The sequence below is a fragment of the Brevibacterium sp. K11IcPPYGO002 genome (assembly GCF_050920635.1).
Lineage (GTDB): Bacteria > Actinomycetota > Actinomycetes > Actinomycetales > Brevibacteriaceae > Brevibacterium.
The window spans coordinates 2239423-2260494 of sequence record NZ_CP131929.1; the positions used below are offsets into that span (position 1 = coordinate 2239423).

At 66.0% G+C, this 21072-nt stretch carries 20 protein-coding genes; 7 read left to right on the forward strand and 13 right to left on the reverse strand.

The features are described 5' to 3' along the window. Window positions 1-7 precede the first annotated feature (7 nt). The 5 genes from ybeY to hrcA form a co-directional block, all read right to left on the reverse strand. Window positions 8-496 (reverse strand): rRNA maturation RNase YbeY, encoded by a 489-nt coding sequence (ybeY, locus tag QYM46_RS10240; RefSeq protein ID WP_432788851.1) that lies wholly within the window; start codon window positions 494-496, stop codon window positions 8-10. Beyond that, on the reverse strand, window positions 493-1527 hold the full coding sequence (locus QYM46_RS10245; protein WP_211167977.1) for a PhoH family protein: 1035 nt from the start codon (window positions 1525-1527) through the stop codon (window positions 493-495). Before QYM46_RS10245 ends, ybeY begins: the two co-directional genes overlap by 4 nt. A 100-nt stretch (window positions 1528-1627) precedes the next feature. Beyond that, window positions 1628-2389, reverse strand: coding sequence for a 16S rRNA (uracil(1498)-N(3))-methyltransferase (locus QYM46_RS10250; RefSeq protein ID WP_432788852.1), 762 nt, complete (start codon window positions 2387-2389; stop codon window positions 1628-1630). Further along, window positions 2386-3501, reverse strand: coding sequence for a molecular chaperone DnaJ (gene dnaJ, locus QYM46_RS10255; RefSeq protein ID WP_169252396.1), 1116 nt, complete (start codon window positions 3499-3501; stop codon window positions 2386-2388). Before dnaJ ends, QYM46_RS10250 begins: the two co-directional genes overlap by 4 nt. Window positions 3502-3628: 127 nt before the next feature. After that, the gene (gene hrcA / locus QYM46_RS10260) at window positions 3629-4669 is read right to left on the reverse strand and encodes a heat-inducible transcriptional repressor HrcA (protein WP_169252397.1); all 1041 of its coding nucleotides are present in this window, start codon (window positions 4667-4669) and stop codon (window positions 3629-3631) included. Window positions 4670-4829: 160 nt separating this feature from the next. On the opposite strand from hrcA, the gene QYM46_RS10265 reads away from it, so the two are divergent. From QYM46_RS10265 to QYM46_RS10275, 3 genes are all read left to right on the forward strand, one after another. Continuing rightward, window positions 4830-5693 carry a DUF3097 family protein gene (locus QYM46_RS10265; RefSeq protein WP_432788853.1) on the forward strand — a complete coding sequence of 288 codons (864 nt, stop codon included), beginning with the start codon at window positions 4830-4832 and terminating at the stop codon, window positions 5691-5693. A gap of 151 nt (window positions 5694-5844) precedes the next feature. After that, window positions 5845-6501 (forward strand): DUF4870 domain-containing protein, encoded by a 657-nt coding sequence (locus QYM46_RS10270; RefSeq protein ID WP_432788854.1) that lies wholly within the window; start codon window positions 5845-5847, stop codon window positions 6499-6501. An 85-nt stretch (window positions 6502-6586) separates the two neighbouring features. Next, window positions 6587-7288 (forward strand): DUF4870 domain-containing protein, encoded by a 702-nt coding sequence (locus QYM46_RS10275; RefSeq protein WP_432788855.1) that lies wholly within the window; start codon window positions 6587-6589, stop codon window positions 7286-7288. An 86-nt stretch (window positions 7289-7374) separates the two neighbouring features. Here QYM46_RS10275 and hemW read toward each other — a convergent pair whose 3' ends face one another. Both hemW and lepA read right to left on the reverse strand, forming a co-directional pair. Continuing rightward, the gene (gene hemW / locus QYM46_RS10280) at window positions 7375-8604 is read right to left on the reverse strand and encodes a radical SAM family heme chaperone HemW (protein ID WP_169252401.1); all 1230 of its coding nucleotides are present in this window, start codon (window positions 8602-8604) and stop codon (window positions 7375-7377) included. Continuing rightward, on the reverse strand, window positions 8605-10473 hold the full coding sequence (gene lepA / locus QYM46_RS10285; RefSeq protein WP_432788856.1) for a translation elongation factor 4: 1869 nt from the start codon (window positions 10471-10473) through the stop codon (window positions 8605-8607). Between the two features lie 184 nt (window positions 10474-10657). Between lepA and QYM46_RS10290 the strand changes: the two genes are divergently transcribed. The 3 genes from QYM46_RS10290 to rpsT all read left to right on the forward strand — a co-directional run bounded on the left by QYM46_RS10290 (window position 10658) and on the right by rpsT (window position 12645). Then, the gene (locus QYM46_RS10290; protein ID WP_432788857.1) at window positions 10658-11422 is read left to right on the forward strand and encodes an endonuclease/exonuclease/phosphatase family protein; all 765 of its coding nucleotides are present in this window, start codon (window positions 10658-10660) and stop codon (window positions 11420-11422) included. Window positions 11423-11523: 101 nt separating this feature from the next. Next, a complete protein-coding gene (locus tag QYM46_RS10295; protein ID WP_169252403.1) occupies window positions 11524-12138 on the forward strand; it encodes a type II toxin-antitoxin system PemK/MazF family toxin in 615 nt (204 codons plus the stop codon). A 246-nt stretch (window positions 12139-12384) separates the two neighbouring features. Continuing rightward, window positions 12385-12645: a 30S ribosomal protein S20 gene (rpsT, locus tag QYM46_RS10300; protein WP_025777880.1), complete on the forward strand. Its 261-nt coding sequence runs from the start codon at window positions 12385-12387 to the stop codon at window positions 12643-12645. A 130-nt stretch (window positions 12646-12775) separates the two neighbouring features. Here rpsT and holA read toward each other — a convergent pair whose 3' ends face one another. The 5 genes from holA to QYM46_RS10325 all read right to left on the reverse strand — a co-directional run bounded on the left by holA (window position 12776) and on the right by QYM46_RS10325 (window position 19361). Then, window positions 12776-13759 (reverse strand): DNA polymerase III subunit delta, encoded by a 984-nt coding sequence (gene holA, locus QYM46_RS10305; protein ID WP_432788858.1) that lies wholly within the window; start codon window positions 13757-13759, stop codon window positions 12776-12778. Window positions 13760-13819: 60 nt separating this feature from the next. Further along, a complete protein-coding gene (locus QYM46_RS10310; RefSeq protein WP_432788859.1) occupies window positions 13820-16030 on the reverse strand; it encodes a ComEC/Rec2 family competence protein in 2211 nt (736 codons plus the stop codon). A 106-nt stretch (window positions 16031-16136) separates the two neighbouring features. Continuing rightward, entirely contained in the window at window positions 16137-17054 is a 918-nt protein-coding gene (locus QYM46_RS10315) for a helix-hairpin-helix domain-containing protein (protein ID WP_432788860.1), read from the reverse strand. 127 nt (window positions 17055-17181) lie between these two features. Further along, window positions 17182-18057: a DegV family protein gene (locus QYM46_RS10320; RefSeq protein WP_432788861.1), complete on the reverse strand. Its 876-nt coding sequence runs from the start codon at window positions 18055-18057 to the stop codon at window positions 17182-17184. Continuing rightward, window positions 18054-19361, reverse strand: a complete 1308-nt coding sequence (locus QYM46_RS10325; protein WP_432788862.1) for a UDP-glucose dehydrogenase family protein — start codon at window positions 19359-19361, stop codon at window positions 18054-18056. Before QYM46_RS10325 ends, QYM46_RS10320 begins: the two co-directional genes overlap by 4 nt. A 96-nt stretch (window positions 19362-19457) precedes the next feature. Between QYM46_RS10325 and QYM46_RS10330 the strand changes: the two genes are divergently transcribed. Then, window positions 19458-20174, forward strand: coding sequence for a hypothetical protein (locus QYM46_RS10330; RefSeq protein WP_432788863.1), 717 nt, complete (start codon window positions 19458-19460; stop codon window positions 20172-20174). Window positions 20175-20177: 3 nt separating this feature from the next. On the opposite strand, the gene nadE is transcribed toward QYM46_RS10330, so the two are convergent. After that, on the reverse strand, window positions 20178-21011 hold the full coding sequence (gene nadE, locus QYM46_RS10335; protein WP_432788864.1) for an ammonia-dependent NAD(+) synthetase: 834 nt from the start codon (window positions 21009-21011) through the stop codon (window positions 20178-20180). Between the last annotated feature and the right edge of the window lie 61 nt (window positions 21012-21072).

Genomic DNA, 21072 nt, shown 5'->3' on the forward strand with positions numbered 1-21072 from the left:
AACACGATCAGACCTCGGTGGGGGTGGGGATGTCGGTGCGACCGTCGTAGCGGGCCGCGAAGAAGGTCAGCAGCAGATGCCGCTGGAGGGCGAACATCTCCTCGCGCTCCTCGGGCTCACCATGGTCGTAGCCGAGCAGGTGGAGGAAACCGTGGACGGTGAGCAGCAGGATCTCGTCCATCGTCGAATGACCGGCCGCCCGGGCCTGGGCTTCGGCGACCTCGGGGCAGATGATGATATCGCCCATCTGGCCTTCGGTCGGCGTCCCCGGCTCACCGCGGTGGAGCTGATCCATGGGAAAGGACATGACGTCGGTCGGACCCTCGAGATCCATCCAGGTGACGTGGAGTTCGGACATCGCCGACGAATCGACCATCGTCACCGCCAACTCTGCCCCGGGATGCATGTGCAGGGCACCGCCTAAGTATTCGGTCAGGGCCACGACTTCGTCGAGGTCCACCTCGGCGTCGGTCTCATTGAGGATCTCGGTGTTCATTCGGCACTCCCCCACAGGTCGTAGGCTTCGACGATCTTCGTCACCAGCGAATGCCGGACGACGTCCTTGCTGCCCAGTTCGCAGAACTGCAGGTCATCGATCCCGTCGAGGATGTCGCGGACGACCTTGAGTCCGCTGCGGGTCTTGCCCGGCAGGTCGATCTGAGAGATGTCGCCGGTGACGACCATGCGCGATCCGAAGCCGAGGCGGGTGAGGAACATCTTCATCTGCTCGGCCGTCGTGTTCTGGGCTTCGTCGAGGATGATGAAGGCGTCGTTGAGGGTGCGCCCGCGCATATAGGCCAAGGGAGCGACCTCGATCGTGCCGGTCTCGATGAGCAGCGGGATCGACTCGGGGTCGACCATGTCGTGGAGGGCGTCATAGAGCGGACGCACATACGGGTCGATCTTGTCATTGAGCGTGCCGGGCAGATAGCCCAGGGATTCGCCGGCTTCGACGGCAGGTCGGGTGAGGATGATCCGCGAGACCTCTTTGTGCTGGAGGGCGTTGACGGCCATCGCCATCGCCAGGTAGGTCTTGCCGGTTCCGGCCGGACCGATGCCGAAGGTGATCGTGTGGTTGCGGATGGCCCTGACGTAGTCGTGCTGGCCCATCGTCTTCGGACGGATCGACTTTCCCCTGGTGGAGAGGATGTTCGTGCCGAGCACCGCCGAGGCGGCCGCGCCCTCGGAGGAGAACGTCGTGACCCTCTCGATCGTCTCTTCGTTGATGCGATGGCCGGCCGCGTGGAGCTTCTTGAGTTCCCCGATGACGCTGACGAAGGCTTCGACGCGCTGGGGATCTCCGGTGACCTGGACCTGATTGGCCCGGACGTGGATGTCGAGGTCGTCGAAGGTCTTCTCCAGGGCGCGCAGGTTCGACTCTCCGGGGCCGAAGAAGGCGACGAGGTCGATGGAGTCGGGAATGACCAGTCGCACGGTGTCACGATCGGCACCCTGGGTGTCCGTCACGGCATCACCGGCTGCGGCACCGTCGCCGGTTGCGCCGGTGTCCGAGTCGGTGGGGTTCATGGGATTCGAGTTCGGTGGGGTGATGTCCAGAATGTTCCTTTGCAAGCGAGCGCACCGTCACCGGCAGCGCCTGAGTGTGCTTCCATCCTAGTCCGATGCCTCACCAACGGCCCAATGAATTCTGGGCCAGGACGAGACCGGCGGGTCCCGCCGATGACGAGCGCAGGATCGTCGGTCCCAGCAGCACCGGTCTCGCTCCACGGCCGGTCAGGGCTTCGAGTTCGCCGTCGCTGATGCCGCCTTCGGGGCCGACGACGAAGACGATGCGCTTCGGCAGCGGCGAGGAACCGTCCGCGATCAGATCGGCCAGCGCTGCGGAGAGTCTGCGCTGAGCGGTCTCGTGGAGGACGAAGACCGCATCGGACTCGTCGAATGCTGCGGCCAGGGAGGCCCCGCGGACGAGTTGGCGCAGCACCGGAAACCGGGAGCGTCTGGCCTGCAGGGAGGCCGCGTTCAGCAGGTTCTCCCATTTCGCGGCCATCTTCTCCCGCTTCTTCGCCGGCCAGTCGGCGATCGAACGTTCGGCGGCCCAGGGGATGACGTCGTCGACGCCGATCTCCGTGGCCGTTTCGATGGCCTGCAGGTCTCGGTCGCCCTTCGCCAGGGCCTGGACGAGTACGAGGCGTGGGCCGGTGCTGTCCTCGTTCGTCACCGCGGTGACGTCGATCGTCAGCTCATTCGCCGAGGCGGCCGTGACGGTTCCGCGCACACGTGTGCCGTCTCCATCGACGATGTCGATGCCTTCGCCGGGACCGATCCGACGCACCCGCACCGCGTGCCCGGCCACGTCCTCACCGAAGGTGAGAGCGGATCCGACGACCGCCTCGGCGGCGGTGGCGGAGCGGAAGACGGGAAGACTCACCGACCGGCGAACCTCTCACGCATACGGGAGAACATTCCGCGGTTCTCCGTCGAGATCTGGGCCCGCGGCGCCTCTTCTCCGCGCAGTTCGGCGAGCTTCTCGAGCAGTTCGCGCTGTTCGTCGTCGAGCGAGTCCGGGGTGAGGACGTCGACGGTGATGAGCAGGTCGCCGCGAGTCTCCGAGCGCAGGCGGGAGGCGCCGAGTCCGGGAAGTTTGACGACGGTGCCGGACTGGGTGCCGGCGGCGATGGTGAGGTCCTGAGTGCCGTCGAAGGTCTCGAACGGGATGGTCGCGCCCAGGGTCGCTGCGGTCATCGGCACCGAGACCGCAGCCCGGAGGTTGTCGCCGTCGCGTTGGAACACGTCGTGGCGGGTGACCATGACCTCGACGAAGAGATCACCGGCGGGTCCGCCTCCGGGACCGACCTCACCCTGGCTGCCGAGCTGGATGCGGGTGCCGTCGGAGACTCCGGCGGGGATGCGGATCTTCATGGTCCGCTGCTTGCGCACGCGTCCGTCGCCCTGGCAGTTGAGGCAGGGGTTGGGGATGACGGTGCCGAAGCCGTGGCAGGAGTTGCAGGTCTGGTTCGTGACCATCTGGCCCAGCAGGGTCCGCGTCATGCGCTGGACGCTGCCGGCGCCGTGGCACAGCGAGCAGGTCTCGATCTTCGTGCCCTCCTGCGTGCCGGCACCCGAACAGGTGTCGCAGACGACCGCAGTGGTCACGTCGAGATCGACGGTGCCGCCGAAGGCCGCAGTCTTCAAGTCGATGTTGACGCCGACGAGGGCGTCCTTGCCGCGCTGCGTGCGCGGGATCGGGCCTCCGGCCTGTCCGCCGCCACCGCCGAAGAAGGTCTCGAAGATGTCTCCGAATCCGCCGAAGCCGCCGCCGGCGGGGAAGCCCTGACCGTTCTCGCCGCCGCCCATATCGTAGTTGCGGCGCTTCTCCGGATCGGAGAGCACATCGTAGGCCAGTGAGATGGCTTTGAATTCGTCTTCGTGACCGGGATTGACGTCCGGGTGGTACTTGCGTGCCAGCTTCCGGTACGACGACTTGATCTCAGCCGCGGAAGCGTCTTTGGACACTCCGAGTGTTTCATAGTGATCGGCCACAGAAACTTCTCTCTCCCTGACGTAGTGGTCTTCTCTGTTCGTGGTGGTGGCTGCGCTGCTGCGCGGTGCTCACCGGTTGTGTGCTGCCCGACTGCGGGCACCCCTGGTCGTCGTCACTGCACCGGCCCTACCCTCGGTCGAGGATCGAGGACACGTACTTCGCGACGGCACGGACTGCCGAGATCGTCGTCGGATAGTCCATCCGGGTCGGGCCGAGCACCGCCAGTCTGGCCGACGAACCCGCGTCATGACCATATTCGGCGGCGACGACGGAAGTCGAGCTGAATGATTCGTGAGTATTCTCACGCCCGATGCGCACGCTGATCCCCTCATGGTCTTCGGCCATCGAGGTGAGCAGCCGGAGCAGGACCACCTGCTCCTCGAAGGCCTCGAGGATCGGGGCCATCTTCTCTCCGAATTCGCTGCCGGAACGGGCGAGGTTCGCAGTTCCGGCCATGATGATGCGTTCTTCGCGGGTCGCGGCGACGAGGTCGACCACGGCGGCCCTGATCTGTGTGAGTCCGGACTCGTCACGCCCAGCCGCCTCACTCGATTCGGCGGCGACCGCCTCGGCGGTGGGAGCCGAACCGAATACCTGCGCAAGCGTGCGCCCGGCGAATTCGGCATTGATCTGGTCGCGCAGCCCGCGAACGGCGTCCTCGTCGAGCGGGGTCGGGGTGATCACTGACTTCTGCTCGACCTGACCGGCGTCGGTGATGAGGACGACGAGGATCCGGCCGGGGCCGAGGCCGACGATCTCGACGTGTTTGATGCGCGCCCGCGACACCGTCGGGTATTGGATGAGCGCCACCTGGCGGGTGAGGCCGGAGAGCACACGGACGGTGCGGTCGAGCATCTCGTCGAGATCGACATCGCCGTCGATGAGTTGGAAGATCGCGCGGCGTTCAGCCGTGGTCAGCGGTTTGAACTCGTCGATGCGGTCGACGAACATCCGGTAGCCGAGATCGGTGGGGATCCGACCGGCCGAGGTGTGGGGTTGGGCGATATAGCCTTCTTGCTCGAGCTGGGCCATATCGTTGCGGATCGTGGCCGGGGAGACGCCGAGGGTGTGGCGCTGGACGATCGCCTTCGATCCCACGGGTTCGTTGGTGGCGACGAAGTCCTCGACGATGGCGCGCAGCACCTGTGCACGTCTGCTGTCGTTCATCGCGGTTCTCCTCTCCGTCTCTTCAGCCGATCGCGGTCCCGTGCCGATACTTGGCACTCCTTGAGCCTGAGTGCCAATTCTACGCTTCTCGTCCCCGGAATTCATTTCTGGGGTGACCTGCGGGTCTGCGCGCCTGCGGGACCGTCCTTGATTATGGTGGGTGCCCGTGAATGCTTTTGATCGCTATGGCCCCGATGTGCTCTCCGGTTCCTCGCCGTCGTCGCACCGTCCGAAGAAGTCCCGCCAGGTCGAGCTCGGCCTGGGCATGGTTCTCGAGGATGCGATGAGCGGCTATGTCGGTGCGGTCGTCGGTGCGGAGAAGACCACGGCCGGTGTCGTCGTCAAGCTCGAGGACCGCGTCGGCAAAGTCCGGGCCTTCCCCTTGGGACCGGGTTTCCTCCTCGAAGGTCAGCCCGTCGATGTGCAGCTGCCGAAGAAGAAGGCGCAGCAGCCCGGGCGGACGGCTTCCGGGTCTCGCGCCGTGGTCGGGGCGAAGGCCCGGGTGGCTCGTGGATCGCGGATCTGGGTGGAGGGCAAGCACGATGCCGAGCTCGTCGAGAAGATCTGGGGCGATGATCTGCGCATCGAAGGCGTCGTCGTCGAACCCCTGGGCGGTCTCGACGACGTCGCCGACAAGCTCGCAGCCTTCGGTCCGGATCGCGACCATCGGGTCGGTGTCCTCGCCGACCATCTGGTGACCGGGACGAAGGAATCGAAGATCGCCGAGGCGATCCGTGCCGATCCGCGCTACCGCGATGTCGTCCATATCATCGGCCACCCCTACGTCGATATCTGGCAGGCGGTGAAGCCCCATGTCGTCGGCATCCGGCAATGGCCGGTCGTCCCCCGCGGTGAGGATTGGAAGACGGGAATCCTCCGTCGCATCGGATGGCCGCACGCCGATCATCGGGACGTCGCTCGCGGCTGGGTGCGCATCCTCGGGAAGGTCAGCACCATCGCCGATGTCGAACCGACGCTGTCGGGTCGGGTCGAGGAACTCATCGATTTCGTCACCGTCGGCTGAGTGACTTCGGTGGTGCCGCGCGGTGGCCCGCGGTGGTCACGCGGATCTGTCGACGTGTGCCGAAACTGTCACAGGAGTGAGGCTTCCCCGACATCCTCGGGACACCCGGCTCGGATAGTGTGAATGGCAGACGTTCTTCGAAAGGATCCCCATGTCGCACCACCCCGAGCAGCCGGGCAGCCGGCCGATGCCGCCGAACTACTCACAGGCCTCCGGCCCGCAGCAGCCTTACGCGTCGCAGGGCCGGCAGTATTCTCAGCCGCAGACGCACAGTGGGCAGCCGGGATATGGTGGGCAGCCGGGGTACGGCTCACAACATTCGTTCGGCGCACAGCCTGGATATGGCGCGCAGCCTGGTTTCGGCATGCCGCAGATGCACAACCCGGCGATGTTCGACTCCCGCTCTCTGCCCGAGCAGGCGTACGGACCCGGCTCCGAACAGTTCTGGATGGCCCCCGAACCCGATCGGACCACGGCTCTGTGGACACACCTCGGCGCGCTTCTCTTCGGCTTCATGCCGCTCATCATGTTCCTCGTGAAGAAGGACGAGTCGCCGTTCGTCCGCGAGCATTCGCGTCAGGGGCTCAATGCGCTGATCACGAACACGATCGTCACCGTCGGTGCCCTCTTCGTCTTCGGCATCCTCGGTTTCATCCTGGCATTGGTGACCTTCGGGATCGGCATCATCATCATGTACGCAGCGTTCATCGTCCCACTGGTCTACTGCGTCCTCTACATCATTGCGGCCGTCGCAGCGAACAGGGGCGAGGGGTATAAGTTTCCGCTCACCTTCAACTTCGTGAAGTGACCATCCCCCGTCATCCCGCGCACTCTGGGACAGCCCGCTCTCCCTGGGTTAATGTGGAGTGATCGCACACTCTGAAGGGACTCTCATGTCGGACAACCCGCAGCAGCCGAGCAACGGACAGTCACAGCCGATGCCTCCGAACTATTCCCCGCAGTCGGGCTCGCAGCAGCCGTATACCCAGCAGCCACCGCAGGGTTCGCAGCCGCAGCAGAGTGGTCCGGCCCAGTACGGCTCTCAGCCGCCGAACCCTCAGCAGGGATCTCAGCCCGGATACGGCTCGCAGCAGCCCTACGGCGCTCCCCAGGGACAGCCGCAGGCGGGATACGGTTTCCAAGGAGCATCCTCGGCGCAGTCGGCTGCCGCCGGTGTTCCCATGGGAGCAGAACTTCCGGATGCCGCCTACGGTCCGAACACACTCGGATTCTGGAACGCCGATCAGAGCGAACGCACCACTGCACTGTGGTCACACCTCGCGCACGCCGCCACCTACGTCGTCGGCGTCGGCTGGATCGTCACCCTCATCCTCTTCATCATCAACAAGGACAAGTCGCCGTTCCTCCGCCATCATGGCGCGCAGTCGCTGAATCTGCTGATCATCGGTGTCATCGCCGGATTCGGCATCGGCCTGATCGGCGGAATCCTCACGATCGTCGGCATCGGCTTCCTCATCCTGCTGCTCCTGCCGGTGCTCTCGATCTACATGATCGTCATCGAGATCATCGCCGGAATGGCAGCCAACCGCGGCGAGGGCTACCGCATTCCGATGACGCCGAACTGGATCAAGTGATCTGGCGCTGCCCGATGGTCCCACCGGCGCAGATTCGCTGAGCAGCTCGCCTCGCCACCCGATCCGGACGGCGGGGCGAGACTCATTCACACGTATTCGGTGAGGATGCGCACCATATAGTCGGCCATGAGACGCCCCTGCAGAGTCGGCTGGAACCAGCCGGCCGCGGCGCCATCCGCGTCGAGCAGTCCCTGCTTGATGAACGTCCTGATCGCCTGCTGGCTGCCCGGTGCCAGAGAGTCCAGGCGCAGCTCCCGGTCGATCCTGGCTGCGAGCATGATCCGTTCGATCTCCCGGGTCTGGTCATCGAGGACCTCCCGCCCGATCGACGGGGACTCCCCCGCCACCAACCGATCAGCCCAAGCACGCGGATGTTTGGCGTTCCAGAACCGGACTCCCCCGACGTGTGAGTGGGCTCCGGGTCCGAAGCCCCACCAGTCGGCATTGCGCCAATAGGCCAGATTGTGCTCACAACGAGTATCGGGACCGGTCGACCAATTGCTCACTTCGTACCACTGCAGACCGGCAGCGGAGATCGCGGCGTCGGCGATCTCGTACTTATCGGCTAAGTCGTCGTCATCGGGCATCGGCAGTTCGCCGCGACGAACCATCGCGCCCATCTTCGTTCCCGGCTCGACGATGAGGGAATACGCCGAGATGTGATCGACCTCGTTGGACAGGGCCACGTCGAGAGAGCGACGCCAATCGTCGATCGACTCCCCCGGGGTGCCGTAGATGAGGTCGAGGCTGAGCTCCAAGCCGACATCCTTGACCCAGCGGGCCACCTCGGGGATCTTCTCCGGATCGTGGGTGCGGTCCAAGGTCGCGAGCACGTGCGGCACGGCCGACTGCATCCCCATGGAGATGCGGTTGAAACCGGCTCCGGCGAGGGTCGCGATGTAGGCGGGGTCCAAGGTGTCGGGGTTGGCTTCGGTGGTGACTTCGACATTCCCGGCCAAGCGGAAGCGGGCGCGGACATCGTCCATCACCCCGGCGAGCACGTCGGCTGCGAGCAAGGTCGGGGTGCCCCCGCCGAAGAAGATCGTCGAGACCTCACGATTGCCCGCCCCCGCCTCGGCGAGGGTGGACACGGACAGATCGAGCTCACGGGCGAGATTGCTGCGGTAATCCTCGCGGGACGCGCCTGGACCGAGGTCGTCGGCGGTGTAGGTGTTGAAGTCGCAGTAGCCGCAGCGGACCCGGCAGTACGGGACGTGGATGTAGAGGCTCAGCCCCCGCTCGGCGGCCCCGATCCCCACCGATGTCGGCAGCGAACCGTCGCGCGGAGGGACCTCACCGGTCGGTTGTGCGGGCACTTACTTCTTGCTGTCCTTCGTCTCCGGCTCGTCGGAGGACAGGGCCGCGATGAACGCCTCCTGCGGAACCTCAACGGTGCCGACCACCTTCATCCGCTTCTTGCCTTCCTTCTGCTTCTCGAGCAGTTTGCGCTTACGGCTGATGTCGCCGCCGTAGCACTTCGACAGCACGTCCTTGCGGATGGCGCGGATGGTCTCACGGGCGATGATGCGAGAGCCGATGGCCGCCTGGATGGGCACCTCGAACTGCTGGCGCGGGATGAGCTTGCGCAGCTTCCCGGCCATCGCCACACCGTAGGAGTAGGCGTTGTCGCGGTGGACGATCGCGGAGAACGCATCGACCTGGTCGCCGTGCAGCAGGATGTCGACCTTGACGAGATCCGACGGATCCTCCCCGTCATCGGAGTAGTCGAGCGTCGCATAGCCCTTGGTCCGTGATTTGAGCTGGTCGAAGAAGTCGAAGACGATCTCGGCCAACGGCAGGCGGTAGCGGATCTCCACGCGGTCCGAGGACAGGTAGTCCATGCCCTGCAGGTTGCCCCGACGGGTCTGGCACAGCTCCATCACCGCACCGATGTAGTCGCTCGGAGTGAGGATCGTCGCCCGGACCATGGGCTCTCTGACTTCCTTGACCTTACCCGTGGGGAATTCGCTCGGGTTCGTCACCGTCGTCTCGGTCCCGTCCTCCATGGTCACGTCGTATATCACGCTCGGTGCCGTCGAGATGAGGTCGAGGTTGTATTCGCGCTCGAGCCGATCGCGGAGGACTTCGAGGTGCAGTAGGCCGAGGAAGCCGCAGCGGAAGCCGAAGCCCAGCGCAGTGGATGTCTCGGGCTCGTAGGCCAGGGAGGCATCGTTGAGTTTGATCTTGTCCAGCGCGTCACGCAGCACCGGGTAGTCGGAGCCGTCGATCGGGAACAGACCCGAATACACCATCGGCTGCGGCTCCTTGTAGCCCTCGAGCGGTTCCGGTGCGGGAGACGCGGCCAGCGTGACGGTATCGCCGACCTTCGACAGCCGGACGTCTTTGACGCCGGTGATGAGGTAGCCGACCTCACCGACGCCGAGGCCTTTCGTCGCCTTCGGCTCTGGTGAGGAGACGCCGATCTCGAGCAGTTCGTGAGTGCTGCCGGTCGACATCATCTCGATCTTCTCGCGCGGCTTGAGGGAACCGTCGACGAGCCGAACGTAGGTGACCACACCGCGGTAGGTGTCGTAGACGGAGTCGAAGATCATGGCGCGGGCCGGGGCGTCGGCGTCGCCGACGGGTGCGGGGATATCGGTGATGATGCGGTCGAGGACCTCCTCGACGCCTTCACCGGTCTTGCCGGACACGAGCAGGCAGTCCTCGGGTTCGCAGCCGATGAGGTTGGCGAGCTCTTCCGCGTATTTCTCCGGCTGTGCGGCCGGCAGGTCGATCTTGTTGAGCACGGGAATGATCGTCAGATCGTTCTCCATGGCCAGGTACAGGTTGGCCAGCGTCTGGGCTTCGATGCCCTGAGCGGAGTCGACGAGCAGCAGTGCGCCTTCGCAGGCGGCCAGTGATCGCGAGACCTCGTAGCTGAAGTCGACGTGGCCGGGAGTGTCGATCATGTTGAGCGCGTACGGGGTCTCCGCGTGTTCCCACGGCATGCGCACGGCCTGGGACTTGATGGTGATTCCGCGTTCGCGTTCGATGTCCATCCGGTCGAGGTACTGGGCACGCATATCGCGGTTCTCGACGACGCCGGTCATCTGGAGCATGCGATCGGCCAGGGTCGATTTGCCGTGATCGATATGAGCGATGATGCAGAAATTGCGAATCAGCTCGGGTGAGGTGGCAGACGGTGAGATCCGCTGTGCAGCTTCCTGATTCACCTGAGGTGACATGAACGCCCTTCCTTCGACAGACCGAGTCCCCGGACAGACCCGATCTCCTATTGTTTCATGACTTGTGCACGGACCTGGAATCCACGGGCGGGCACGCCCTGATCGCCCGGGTCTTTCGCGATTCGCCTCCGCTGAGGCGTGCCGATGCATGTGCCGGACCGTGCCGATCGGGGAAGATGGTGGCATGAGCGAATTCCGGGTCATGAGCTTCAACCTCCGCTATCCCGCCATGGACGGACATCCGGTGGCCGAGCGGCTGCCGATCGCCGCCGAGCTCATCCGGCGCGCACGTCCGCACCTCATCGGCACCCAGGAGGGCGAACTCGACCAGCTCGAGACGCTCATCAGCCTGCTGCCCGAGGAGTACATCTGGCTCGGAGAGGGCCACTCCGGCGGCAACTCCGGCGAGTTCACAGCCGTGATCCTCGATTCGAAGCGCTTCGACGTCGAAGCCGTCGACATCAGCTGGCTGTCCGAACAGCCCGACACGGTCGCCTCGGAGTCATGGGGAGTCTCCCACGCGCGCACCCTGACGACGGTCGAAGTCCGCGACCTCGACTCCGAACGACGGCTGCGTGTGCTCAACACCCACCTCGATCACAAGTCCGAGCGCGCGCGTCTCGAGTCCGGTCGGATCATGGCCGAGTCCATCGCCGAGGCGGCCCATCCCTGCGTGGTCACCGGTGACTTCAATGTCGCCACCGGTTCCCCGGTCTACGACTTCTTCTGCACCGAACTCGGCCTCACCGACACCGCCGCGGAAGTGCCCGGGGAGGATATCGGCACCTTCCATCGCTACACAGGCCCGAAAGCCGGTGAGCCGCGCATCGACTGGATCCTGACCACCCCGGGCCTGCGCACGGTGTCCACTCGCATCGACACGTTCGACATCGACGGGAAGTACCCCTCCGACCACTTCCCCGTCGAGGCGGTCCTCGAATTCTCGTGACCGTGGCGGCTCGATCGCCCGCCCATTACGGCTCGTTCGCTTGACCGGGTCGGCACACAGTTCTTGCAGCCTGTGACAGCCTGCTCGTTTAGGCTGGAGACATGAACTGGAAATCACTGGTCAATCGGGCCGCGAGAATCGGAGTCCGGGAGGGGCTGCGCTACCTGCGGCAGTCACAGTCGAAGAAGAACTCAAAAGGCGCATCGCAGCCCACGGATGCCCGCCGGCCGGATACTGCACGGTCGGGCGGCGGAGGTGCCGCCTCGGCGGGTACTGCCGATCGTTCCGCCTCGAGCGGCCAGGGCGGATCGGGTTCGTACCCCGGCGATTACACGGGCTCGATCACGGTCAGCTACTCCCCCGATCTCGACGGCGATGCCGATCCGGGAGAAGTCGTCTGGGGATGGGTGCCGTTCGAAGAGGACCATACGCAGGGCAAGGATCGGCCCTCGCTGATCGTCGGCCGTGACGGCCGATGGGTGCTCGCACTCATGCTCACCAGCAAAGATCACATCCCCGGCGGCGTCGGCGAGGTTCGTCAGGACCGGCACGCCACATGGATGAACATCGGTACCGGGGACTGGGATTCACAGGGCCGGCCCTCTGAGCTCCGTCTCGATCGGATCATTCGGCTCGACCCCGATTCGATCCGCAGAGAGGGCGCGATCATGCCCCGTGACGTGTTCGACCGGGTGGCCGAGCACATCTCCGGCTGAGACCCGGCACACCTGCCGGGCCGAGGCCCGGTGTTGCCTGAGCGGGCGGGCGGCAAAGGGATTTCCGGCCCGGGACTCGAGGCTGTATCATAGGTAATTGTGTCTTCATCAAGGCGTGTGTCTCGCCGAGGTCGGGTGAAGATGCCGTCGGATTCGATGTCGTCGATGTGTTTCCCCGCGGAGATGATCCTGTCGGTTCGATGCGCCCTCACGACCATGTACCACTAACACGAAAGAGTGTTGAAATTGGCTAATATCAAGTCCCAGATCAAGCGGATCAAGACCAACGAGAAGGCTCGTCAGCGCAACAAGGCTGTCCGGTCCGAGGTTCGGTCCTACGTCCGCGTCGTTCGCGAGAACATTGCTGCCGGCAACAAGGAAGAGGCACAGCAGGCTTATGCTGTGGCTGCCCGCAAGCTCGACAAGGCTGTTTCGAAGGGTGTTCTGCACAAGAACAACGCTGCGAACCGCAAGTCGCGCCTGTCCACGCAGATCAACGCTCTCTGAGCGCACGACTGAGGCTATAGCTTCACGGGGTCCGAACCACACGGTTCGGACCCCGTTCTCGTCCCCAATTGCTACCTGACGGCGGCCCAGCAACCTCGCGCGAGGTTGCTGGGCAGCCGTCAGGTAGCAATTAGCGGAGGCGGGCGAGGCGGGCGACTTCTGAGACGAACCATTCGACAGCGTAGACGGGGTCGCGCCCTCCGCCCTTGACGGCCGCGTCGGCCTCGGCCGCGGCGATGAGCGACTGGCCCAGTGCCACCTCGTTCCACCGCCTCACCTCCCGGCGGGCACGGTCGACCTGCCACGGCGCCATCTTCAGCTCCGAGGCCAGCTCCCCGCTGGTGCCGGAGAATCCCTGCACCTTCGCCATGCCGCGCAGCTTCATCGCCACTGCCGCCACGAGCGGGACCGGATCGGACCCGGTCGACAGCGCATGCCTGAGCAGACTCAGCGCGTTCTTCGCATCACCGGCCACGGCCGCATCGGCGACCTTGAAGCCGGTGGCCTCGACCCGCCCGCCGTAGTACTGGTCGACGACCTCGGCGGTGATCGTGCCTTCGGTGTCTTCGATGAGCTGGTCGACTCCGGCATTGAGTTCGGCCAGATCGGAGCCCAGCGCCGACATGAGCGCGGCCATTCCCGCTTCGTCGATTCGTCGCTTCGCGGTCTTGAACCGGGTCTGAGCGAACTTCGCCCGATCGCTTTCGTTCTTCAGCACCGCCGCATCGATGCGCGGGAACCCGGCGGAGTCGAGCTTCTTGATGAGCTTCGCTCCCCGATTGCCGCCGGCGTGCAGCAACACCACCACGGCGTCATCGTTCGGGGCATCCAGATAGTCGAGCGCGTCGTTGAGGAAATCCTCCGAACACTTCTCGACGGCATCGACGACGATGAGCTTCGACGAAGAGAACAGGGACGGTGAAGCCGCCATCGCCAACTCACCGGCCTGGTATCCGGCAGCATCGAACTCGATCTCTTCGGGATCCTGCTTCCGTGCGGCCGACACGATGCGATCCTTGGCCATCCGCACAAGCACCGATTCACCGCCGGAGATCATGACGACAGGGGCGGGTTTCGCCGAACTCCAGGGGATCAGGGTCTTCTTCACTGCCATGGACCCCAGCCTATCGCGGCCGTCCGACATGACCGATACGGCGGACCGGCATCCGCGATCTCACCTCTGGCCTTCGGCACAGCCCTGCCCGGTGCTGAATCGACTCTGCGCATAGAGGGCAACCGGACCGCAGTGATCGGTGCGCAGCACGGGCACAGGACCGAAGGATCGCAGCGACTTCTCACTCGGGTGCCCGTAGCTGTTCTCCCCCACAGAGATGACGCCCAGGCCCGGCGCCGCGGCGGCGAAGAACTCTGGAGCCAGATCGGAGGAGCCGTGGTGAGGTGCGACGAGCACATCGACCGGCTGCACCTGTTGGGCGAGCACATACTGCTCCTCGGCTCCGACATCGCCGGGCAGCAGCGTGCTCAGTCCCTCCTGGTCGACCCGCACCACCAGGGAGTCCTCGTTGCGCAGCTCTTCGTCGTCCGCGGCGGGAACCGAACGCAGCGGCGGCCACAGCACCTCGAGTCTCGCCGTGTCGAAGGTCAGCGTCTGGCCGCGGTGGGTGGGGACCGCCTGCGCACCGGTGTCAGCGATCACGCGCTGTGCGTCGGGCGAGGTCACCACATTCGCGGAGACGAACAGCCGGTCGATCGTGCGCCCCCACGTCGTGCCCGCGTATCCCGCGAAGTGGTCGGCATCGAAGTGGGAGATGAACAGGTCGAATTCCTCGATCCCGGATGCGTCGAGGCACGTGTCGATGGGTTTCGGCTCGCGCCCGGTATCGACGACGACACCGCGACCGTCACCGAGGTTGACCACCGCAGCCGACCCCTGACCGACGTCGCAGACGAGCACCAGCCAGTCCGCGGCCGGCGGCTTCGTCCTCACCGTGACGATGACGACGGCGGTGAGCAGGCAGCACAGAACGAGCACGGGCAGACCCCAGAGCCTGCGACGCACGAGCATCCCGGTTCCGACCACGGCCAGGCCGAGCAGCCCGAGTGCCAGCAGCGTTCCGACCGGCGGCATCGGCCAGTCGAGCGCCGCACCGGGCAGGGCGGCGCAGACTCGGGCGACGAGGACGATCCACCAGGCCGGAAACGATCCGATCCAGGCCAGCAGGGTCGAGGCGAAATCGCCTCCGGGCAGTCCAGTCGTCGCGATGCCGGTGGTCACGAGGCTGAGGAATCCTGCCACCGTCGCCGGCATGACCGCGGGTGCGGCCAGGGCGTTGGCGGCGACCGACCAGAGTCCGATGCGCGGATCGATCGCTACGAGCACCGGGGTGCACGCGAGTTGGGCGACGAAGGGCACGATGAGTGCGGTCACGAGCACCGTGGGCAGCAGAGGCAGGTGCACGGCGAGGCGGCGCAGCAGGACCGGGACGACGAACATGATCGCGGCCGTGGAGACCACGGACAGGACGAACCCCACCGAGGTGGCCAGCACGGGGACGAAGGCCAGAAGCAGGCTCGCTGTCGAGCACATGACCGCGACCGGGGAGATCCCGCCGCCGCGCAGGAACACGAGTGCCGCCGCGATCGCCATTCCGGCGGCGCGGATCGCGCTGGGTTCGAAGCCGACGACGAAGACGTAGCCGAGGCAGGTCAGCACCCCGATGCTCACACGCAGCCGCGGTCCGGCTCGGCAGGCTCCGGCGAGCAGTCCGGCACCGAGGCTGACGATCGTGACGTTGCTGCCCGATACGGCCGAGACGTGGGTGAGGGAGACGACGCGCATGTCGTCGACCATCCGGTCATCCTGCGGTGAGGTGTCGCCGACGACGAGTCCGGGCAGCAGCCGTCCGCCGTCATTGCCGGCGGCCACCGAATGCTTGCGCAGTTCGGTGCGAAGCGTCTCTCGCCACTGCCACAGTGCGTTCGGTTCTGTCAGCGCGTGTGGTTCTGCATCGGTGGCGCGGATGTCATCGAGGCGCGTCGTGCGCATCCGCACCGTCGCCCCGTCCGCAACGGCGTCGGGGCTGAGCACGTGGGTGAACCCGGTGGGGGTGACCAGCGTCAGTCGCGTCCAGCCGGAGGCTCCGGGTTCGCTGTGGCCGACGACGAGGCCCGTGGTCTCGGCGGCCTCATCCGGACCGTGAGCGGCAGCCAGGGCGGTGATCTGGATGGTCAGCAGACAGGTGAAGACGAGGATCCCGACACCGAGGTGGTGGTGCCGTCGCAGGATCACGATCCCGGCGAGCCCGAGCACGGGAATGCCGTACAGCGCCCACGGCCCCGGTACCAGGAGTGCGCTGGCCCAGAGGCCCGCGGCACAGCAGAGGAGCCGGACGGAGCCCGGCCACAGTGCCGCGTGTTCCCGCATCAAGGCGACCACGGCCCCGGATGCCCGCGCCAGGCCGAAGCCCCTGAGCTCCCACGGCCGCGTCCCAGACCGTCGCGCTTGCGGCCGCGAGCCCGGACGGTCCGGGTCAGCCGACGGTGACAAGGTCTTTGAGGCTCTCGAAGGTCTTCGGCCCGATGCCTTTGACGAGCAGCAGATCCTCGACGCCGGCGAACGGCTGCTGGCTGCGGTGGCTGATGATCGCCTCGGCTGTGACGGGCCCGACCCCGGGCAGGGTCTCGAGGGTCGTGGCATCGGCGGTGTTGAGATCGACCTTCCCTGCCCCGGATGCAGCGCCGTTGTCCCCGGCTGATCCGTCGGCGGTTCCCGACGAACCGCTGCCTCCTCCCGCGCCCGCTCCCCCAGTTCCAGACGAACCGGTTCCGTCCTGACCGGTGCCATCTGCGCCCGCACCATCGACGCCGGCTGCTGGTTCTTCGCCCTCTGCCGGGATATGGATCTGCTCACCGTCGGCGAGCACGCGCGCCAGATTCACCGCTTCGCCGTCGGCTCCGGCGCTCAGTCCTCCGGCGGCTTCGACCGCGTCCTGGACCCGGGCGCCCGCCTTCAGGGTGACCACGGAGGGATCGTTCACTGCCCCGGTGATGTGGACGATCACCTTCCCGTTCGCCTCGCCGGCCTTCCCCGAGGCGCCTCCTTCCTGTCCTGCGGCTGCTCCCGCCGTTCCCTCACCGGTTTCACCTGTTTCACCTCGCTCGCCGGTCGCGGCAGGCGACTGGCCGGCTTCTGCACCGTAGCCGGGGTCGTCACCGCTGCCCACAGGCGAATGCTGCGGCGCGGGCCGGAAGAGGAAGAAGGCGAGGCAGAGGATGCCGACCGTGGCGATGCCCAGGGCCACCACAACGGGCAGCCGCACCCGTCGGGGCTCGACGGGTTCTTCGTCACCGGCGGTGTCGGCGGTATAGATGTCGCCCGGCACCCAACCGCCGCGTTCGGCACTGGCACCCAGGAGGCCCGCGAAACGATCATCCGGAGACACAGCCATGACCCGACGGTAAGCTCTGCTGACACACGACGGCCATGACAGCGCCCCTGCCTGTGGACAAGGGTTCTGCGTCCACAGGGCTGAGGTGGTCAAGTCACACGAGCGTCCCCAGGCCAGGGTGTGTGAGTCAGGGCTGGGTCTGCACGGTCACGCCGACCGTGCCGGGCCCGACATGGGCGGTGATGATCGTCGACAGCGTCCTGAACGAGGGATCGAATCCGAGCTCACGCAGCCGTGAGCTCAGCAGTTCGGCATCGGCTGCGTCCATCTCCCCTTCGGCGTTCTGCACCTCGACCTGCACGGTGTCCTCGGGGTCAGCCACCTCGGCGGCGGCCTGCGCGGCCAGAGTGACGATCTTCTCCAGTGCTTTGGAGCGAGTGCGCACCCGGGCGAGCGGAACGACGATTCCGGCGTTGAGGCCGAGCACGGGAACGATCTGCAGGGCCCTGCCCAGCAGGGATGATGCGGCACCGATCCGGCCGCCTCGGCGCAGGTGTTCGAGGCTGCCGGGGGCGAACACGGAACGGGTCTCGGCCGCGCACCAGTCGGCGATGGTCCCGGCGATCGATTCGACGTCGAGTCCCTGCCGGATCCCGGCCACGGCCACGGACAGCGCCCCGGCCAGTCCCGCCGAGGTGGTCCTCGAGTCGACGACGTCGACGAGGATGTCCTCGGCTTCGGCGGCGGTGACCGCAGAATCGCGGGTGCCCGAGAGCTCCGCGGACATGGTCACGACGATGATGGCTTCGGCCCCGTCCTCGCGCAGCCGCGCATAGGCGTCGGAGAACTGGGCCGGGGTGGCCATGGACGTGGTCACCTCGGTGCCGTCGGTCATCTTCGCGCACAGGTGCCCGGCATCGACCTCACCGTCGGCGAAGGCGACTCCGCCGATGAGCACGGTCAGCGGCACCACGGCGAAGAGGCCGCCGGTGGCCTCGCTGAGCGCGTCGCGTTCGTCAGCGGAGAGCTGTGCCGTGGAGTCGGTGACCAGCCCGATCCTCATGGACGGCCCAGCGCCCGGTAGGTCCAGCCCGCTGCCCGCCACAGTTCGGGGGTGAGCACATTGCGGCCGTCGACGAGCACCTTCGCGCTGACGAGTTCAGCGGTCGCCGCCGGGTCGAGGTCGCGGTATTCGCGCCATTCGGTCAGCAGCAGCACGGCCTGCGCCCCGGTGATCGCCTCGGTCGTGTCGGCGACGTAGTCGAGTTCGGGGAACGACTTCTGCGCATTGCCGATCGCCTGCGGATCGGTGACGGTGACCAGCCCGCCCTGGGTGGCGATGAGCCTGGCCACGGCCAGGGCCGGGGAGTCACGGACGTCGTCGCTGTCGGGTTTGAAGGCGGCACCGAGGATGGTGATCTTCTTGCCGATGAACGACCCGCCCAGGGCGTCCCGGGCGATGTCGACCATCCGCACTCGACGGCGCATATTGATCGAATCGATCTCCTTGAGGAAGGCCACCGCCTGATCGGCGCCGAGCTCTCCGGCCCTGGCCATGAAGGCGCGAATGTCCTTGGGCAGGCAGCCGCCGCCGAAGCCGAGTCCGGCATTGAGGAATTTGCGGCCGATCCGGTCGTCCATGCCGATCGCATCGGCGAGCTGGGTGACATCGGCGCCCGAGGCCTCGCAGAGTTCGGCCATCGCGTTGATGAAGGAGATCTTCGTGGCGAGGAACGAGTTCGCCGCAGTCTTGACGAGCTCGGCGGTCGCGAAGTCCGTGATCATCCGGGGAGTGCCGTCGGTCAGGATCGAAGCGTAGACCTCGTCGAGGGCCGCGGCCGCGGCCTGCCCGGCCTCTCCGTCGGCGACGCCGTAGACCAGACGGTTCGGGTGGAGGGTGTCCTCGACGGCATGCCCTTCACGCAGGAACTCCGGATTCCACATCATCGCCGCTCCGGTGCCGGCGATGATCCCGGCCAGACGCTCGGCGGTGCCCACGGGAACGGTCGACTTACCCACAACCACCGACGTTGCAGTCAGGTGCGGGTGCAGCGATTCCACGGCCGCATCGACATAGGTGACATCGGCGGCGAACTCGCCGGGCTTCTGCGGAGTGCCCACACACACGAAGTGCACGGCCGCCTCGGCGGCGCGGGAAACGTCGGTGGTGAATTCGAGTTTTCCCCGCTCCTGAGCCTTCACGAGGAGTTCACTCAGTCCCGGTTCGTAGAAGGGCGGACGGCCGGAGGTCAGTGCCTCGACCTTCGCGGTGTCGACGTCGACTCCCGTGACCTCATGTCCCAGGGACGCCATGGCCGCCGCATGGACCGCACCCAGATATCCGCAACCGATGACTGAAATCTTCAAACCGAGCTCTCCTGGGAATTGGCATGCGTTTTCGCACCACACTATATGCCACCCGGTTGCACGAGATGTGGAGGTTGAAACAGTAGGCTTGGAATTGTGAAGCGTTTCCTTGATTTCCTCACCAACTCACCGGCAGCCGTGACGTTTGCGGTGCTCACCGTGCTCGGCATCGTGGCCTTCGCCGTCCCCGGGCTGCACCCTGCCGCCTGGATCATCGGACTCGTGCTGTGCCTCGGCGTGATCGCCGCGCTGCTGATGTTCCACGGCGAATGGCGCCGTGCTCAGCAGCAGATCGACGCGCTGCGCCAGCAGCTCAGCGTCGAACGCGGTCGGATGGACACCCTCGGGCTGACCCCGGTGGAGAACACGGTCGAGCTGCTTCCCGATGAGCGTCGCGCCCGCCGCATTCTCGAGCTCATCCCGGATTCGTCGGGCCTCGTCCAGTCCCTGCGACTCGATGCGACCTTCGCGACCGTCGCCGTCGACGAACTCGAACCGCTGACCACTTTCTGTGCCGAGTTCAAGAAGGCCAGCTTCGACAACCCGCGTTCGCACGCGGCGTTCATGAACCTCTATCGGGCCGCCGAGGGGCTGTCGATCTGGGTGAAGGAGGAGACCCAGGTCTCTCCCGATGATTCCGGCACCCGTGAGATCCGTCCCGGTGATGCCCGCAGGGACGGCTGGCGCGGCTACACCGAAGCCCAGAGCCGCGGCGAACGCCTCAGCGACGACTTCGTCTCCTCCCGGTGGGAGTTCAACCAGACAGCACTCGAACTCGGACTCGTCTCGGGCACCCCGCCGTTCAACGACTGAGGCTCAGTGCCGGATCCACCACGTGTCCAACGGAGCCACCGGGGTCCGTCGCTTGTGCTCTGAGCGGCGGTATTTCTCGATGAGCGCCGAGGCGGCAGCCGGCTCGATCTCCTTCCCTTCGAGGAAGTCATCGATCTGGTCGTAGGTCAGTCCCAGCGACGATTCGTCCGTCTGTCCGGGTTCGTCATCGAGCAGATCCGCAGTGGGAGCCTTGACGATGAGATGTTCGGGAGCGCCGAGGTGGCGCATCAGTTCCCGTCCCTGTCGTTTGTTCAGGCCCGCCAGAGGGATGACGTCGGCCGCACCGTCACCGAACTTCGTGAAGAACCCGGTGACCGCCTCGGCGGCGTGATCGGTGCCGACGACGAGGGCCTTCTTCTCCCCCGCCAGCTCGAACTGGGCGATCATCCGCATCCGGGCCTTGACGTTGCCCTTGCCGAAGTCGGTGATCGGCTCTCCCGTGGCCTTCTCGTACTCCTCGGCAGCCGCATCCGTGGCGGCGCCGATGTTGATCGCCAGCTCATGATCGGCGGCGATGAACGACAGAGCATCCTGGGCGTCTGACTCATCGGTCTGCACATGATGGGGCAGGCGCACGGCCCAGAACTCGGCGTCGGCCCCGCGGCGGCGCAGATCCTCCACTGCCAGCTGGCAGAGCCTGCCGGCCAGGGTGGAGTCCTGTCCGCCGCTGATGCCGAGCACGAGGCCTCTGACACCGGTGGTGAGCACATAGTCGACGAGGAATTCGACACGGCGGGCGATCTCCGTCGCCGGGTCGATCTGCGGTCGCACGCCGAGGGCGTGTCGGATCTCGTCCTGGACTCTGTCGTTCGTCATGCTCTCACCAGTCGTAGTCGAAGAAGGGGCGCCGCCGTCCGGCGCCCGTACCCATGCAGTC

Excerpts from the sequence above, each read along its gene's own strand:
- ybeY (WP_432788851.1), bottom strand. The coding sequence starts at position 496 with ATGAACACCGAGATCCTCAATGAGACCGACGCCGAGGTGGACCTCGAC.
- QYM46_RS10245 (WP_211167977.1), bottom strand. The coding sequence starts at position 1,527 with ATGAACCCCACCGACTCGGACACCGGCGCAACCGGCGACGGTGCCGCA.
- hrcA (WP_169252397.1), bottom strand. The coding sequence starts at position 4,669 with ATGAACGACAGCAGACGTGCACAGGTGCTGCGCGCCATCGTCGAGGAC.
- QYM46_RS10270 (WP_432788854.1), top strand. The coding sequence starts at position 5,845 with ATGTCGCACCACCCCGAGCAGCCGGGCAGCCGGCCGATGCCGCCGAAC.
- QYM46_RS10275 (WP_432788855.1), top strand. The coding sequence starts at position 6,587 with ATGTCGGACAACCCGCAGCAGCCGAGCAACGGACAGTCACAGCCGATG.
- lepA (WP_432788856.1), bottom strand. The coding sequence starts at position 10,473 with ATGTCACCTCAGGTGAATCAGGAAGCTGCACAGCGGATCTCACCGTCT.
- QYM46_RS10290 (WP_432788857.1), top strand. The coding sequence starts at position 10,658 with ATGAGCGAATTCCGGGTCATGAGCTTCAACCTCCGCTATCCCGCCATG.
- QYM46_RS10295 (WP_169252403.1), top strand. The coding sequence starts at position 11,524 with ATGAACTGGAAATCACTGGTCAATCGGGCCGCGAGAATCGGAGTCCGG.
- holA (WP_432788858.1), bottom strand. The coding sequence starts at position 13,759 with ATGGCAGTGAAGAAGACCCTGATCCCCTGGAGTTCGGCGAAACCCGCC.
- QYM46_RS10310 (WP_432788859.1), bottom strand. The coding sequence starts at position 16,030 with ATGCGGGAACACGCGGCACTGTGGCCGGGCTCCGTCCGGCTCCTCTGC.
- QYM46_RS10315 (WP_432788860.1), bottom strand. The coding sequence starts at position 17,054 with ATGGCTGTGTCTCCGGATGATCGTTTCGCGGGCCTCCTGGGTGCCAGT.
- QYM46_RS10320 (WP_432788861.1), bottom strand. The coding sequence starts at position 18,057 with ATGAGGATCGGGCTGGTCACCGACTCCACGGCACAGCTCTCCGCTGAC.
- nadE (WP_432788864.1), bottom strand. The coding sequence starts at position 21,011 with ATGACGAACGACAGAGTCCAGGACGAGATCCGACACGCCCTCGGCGTG.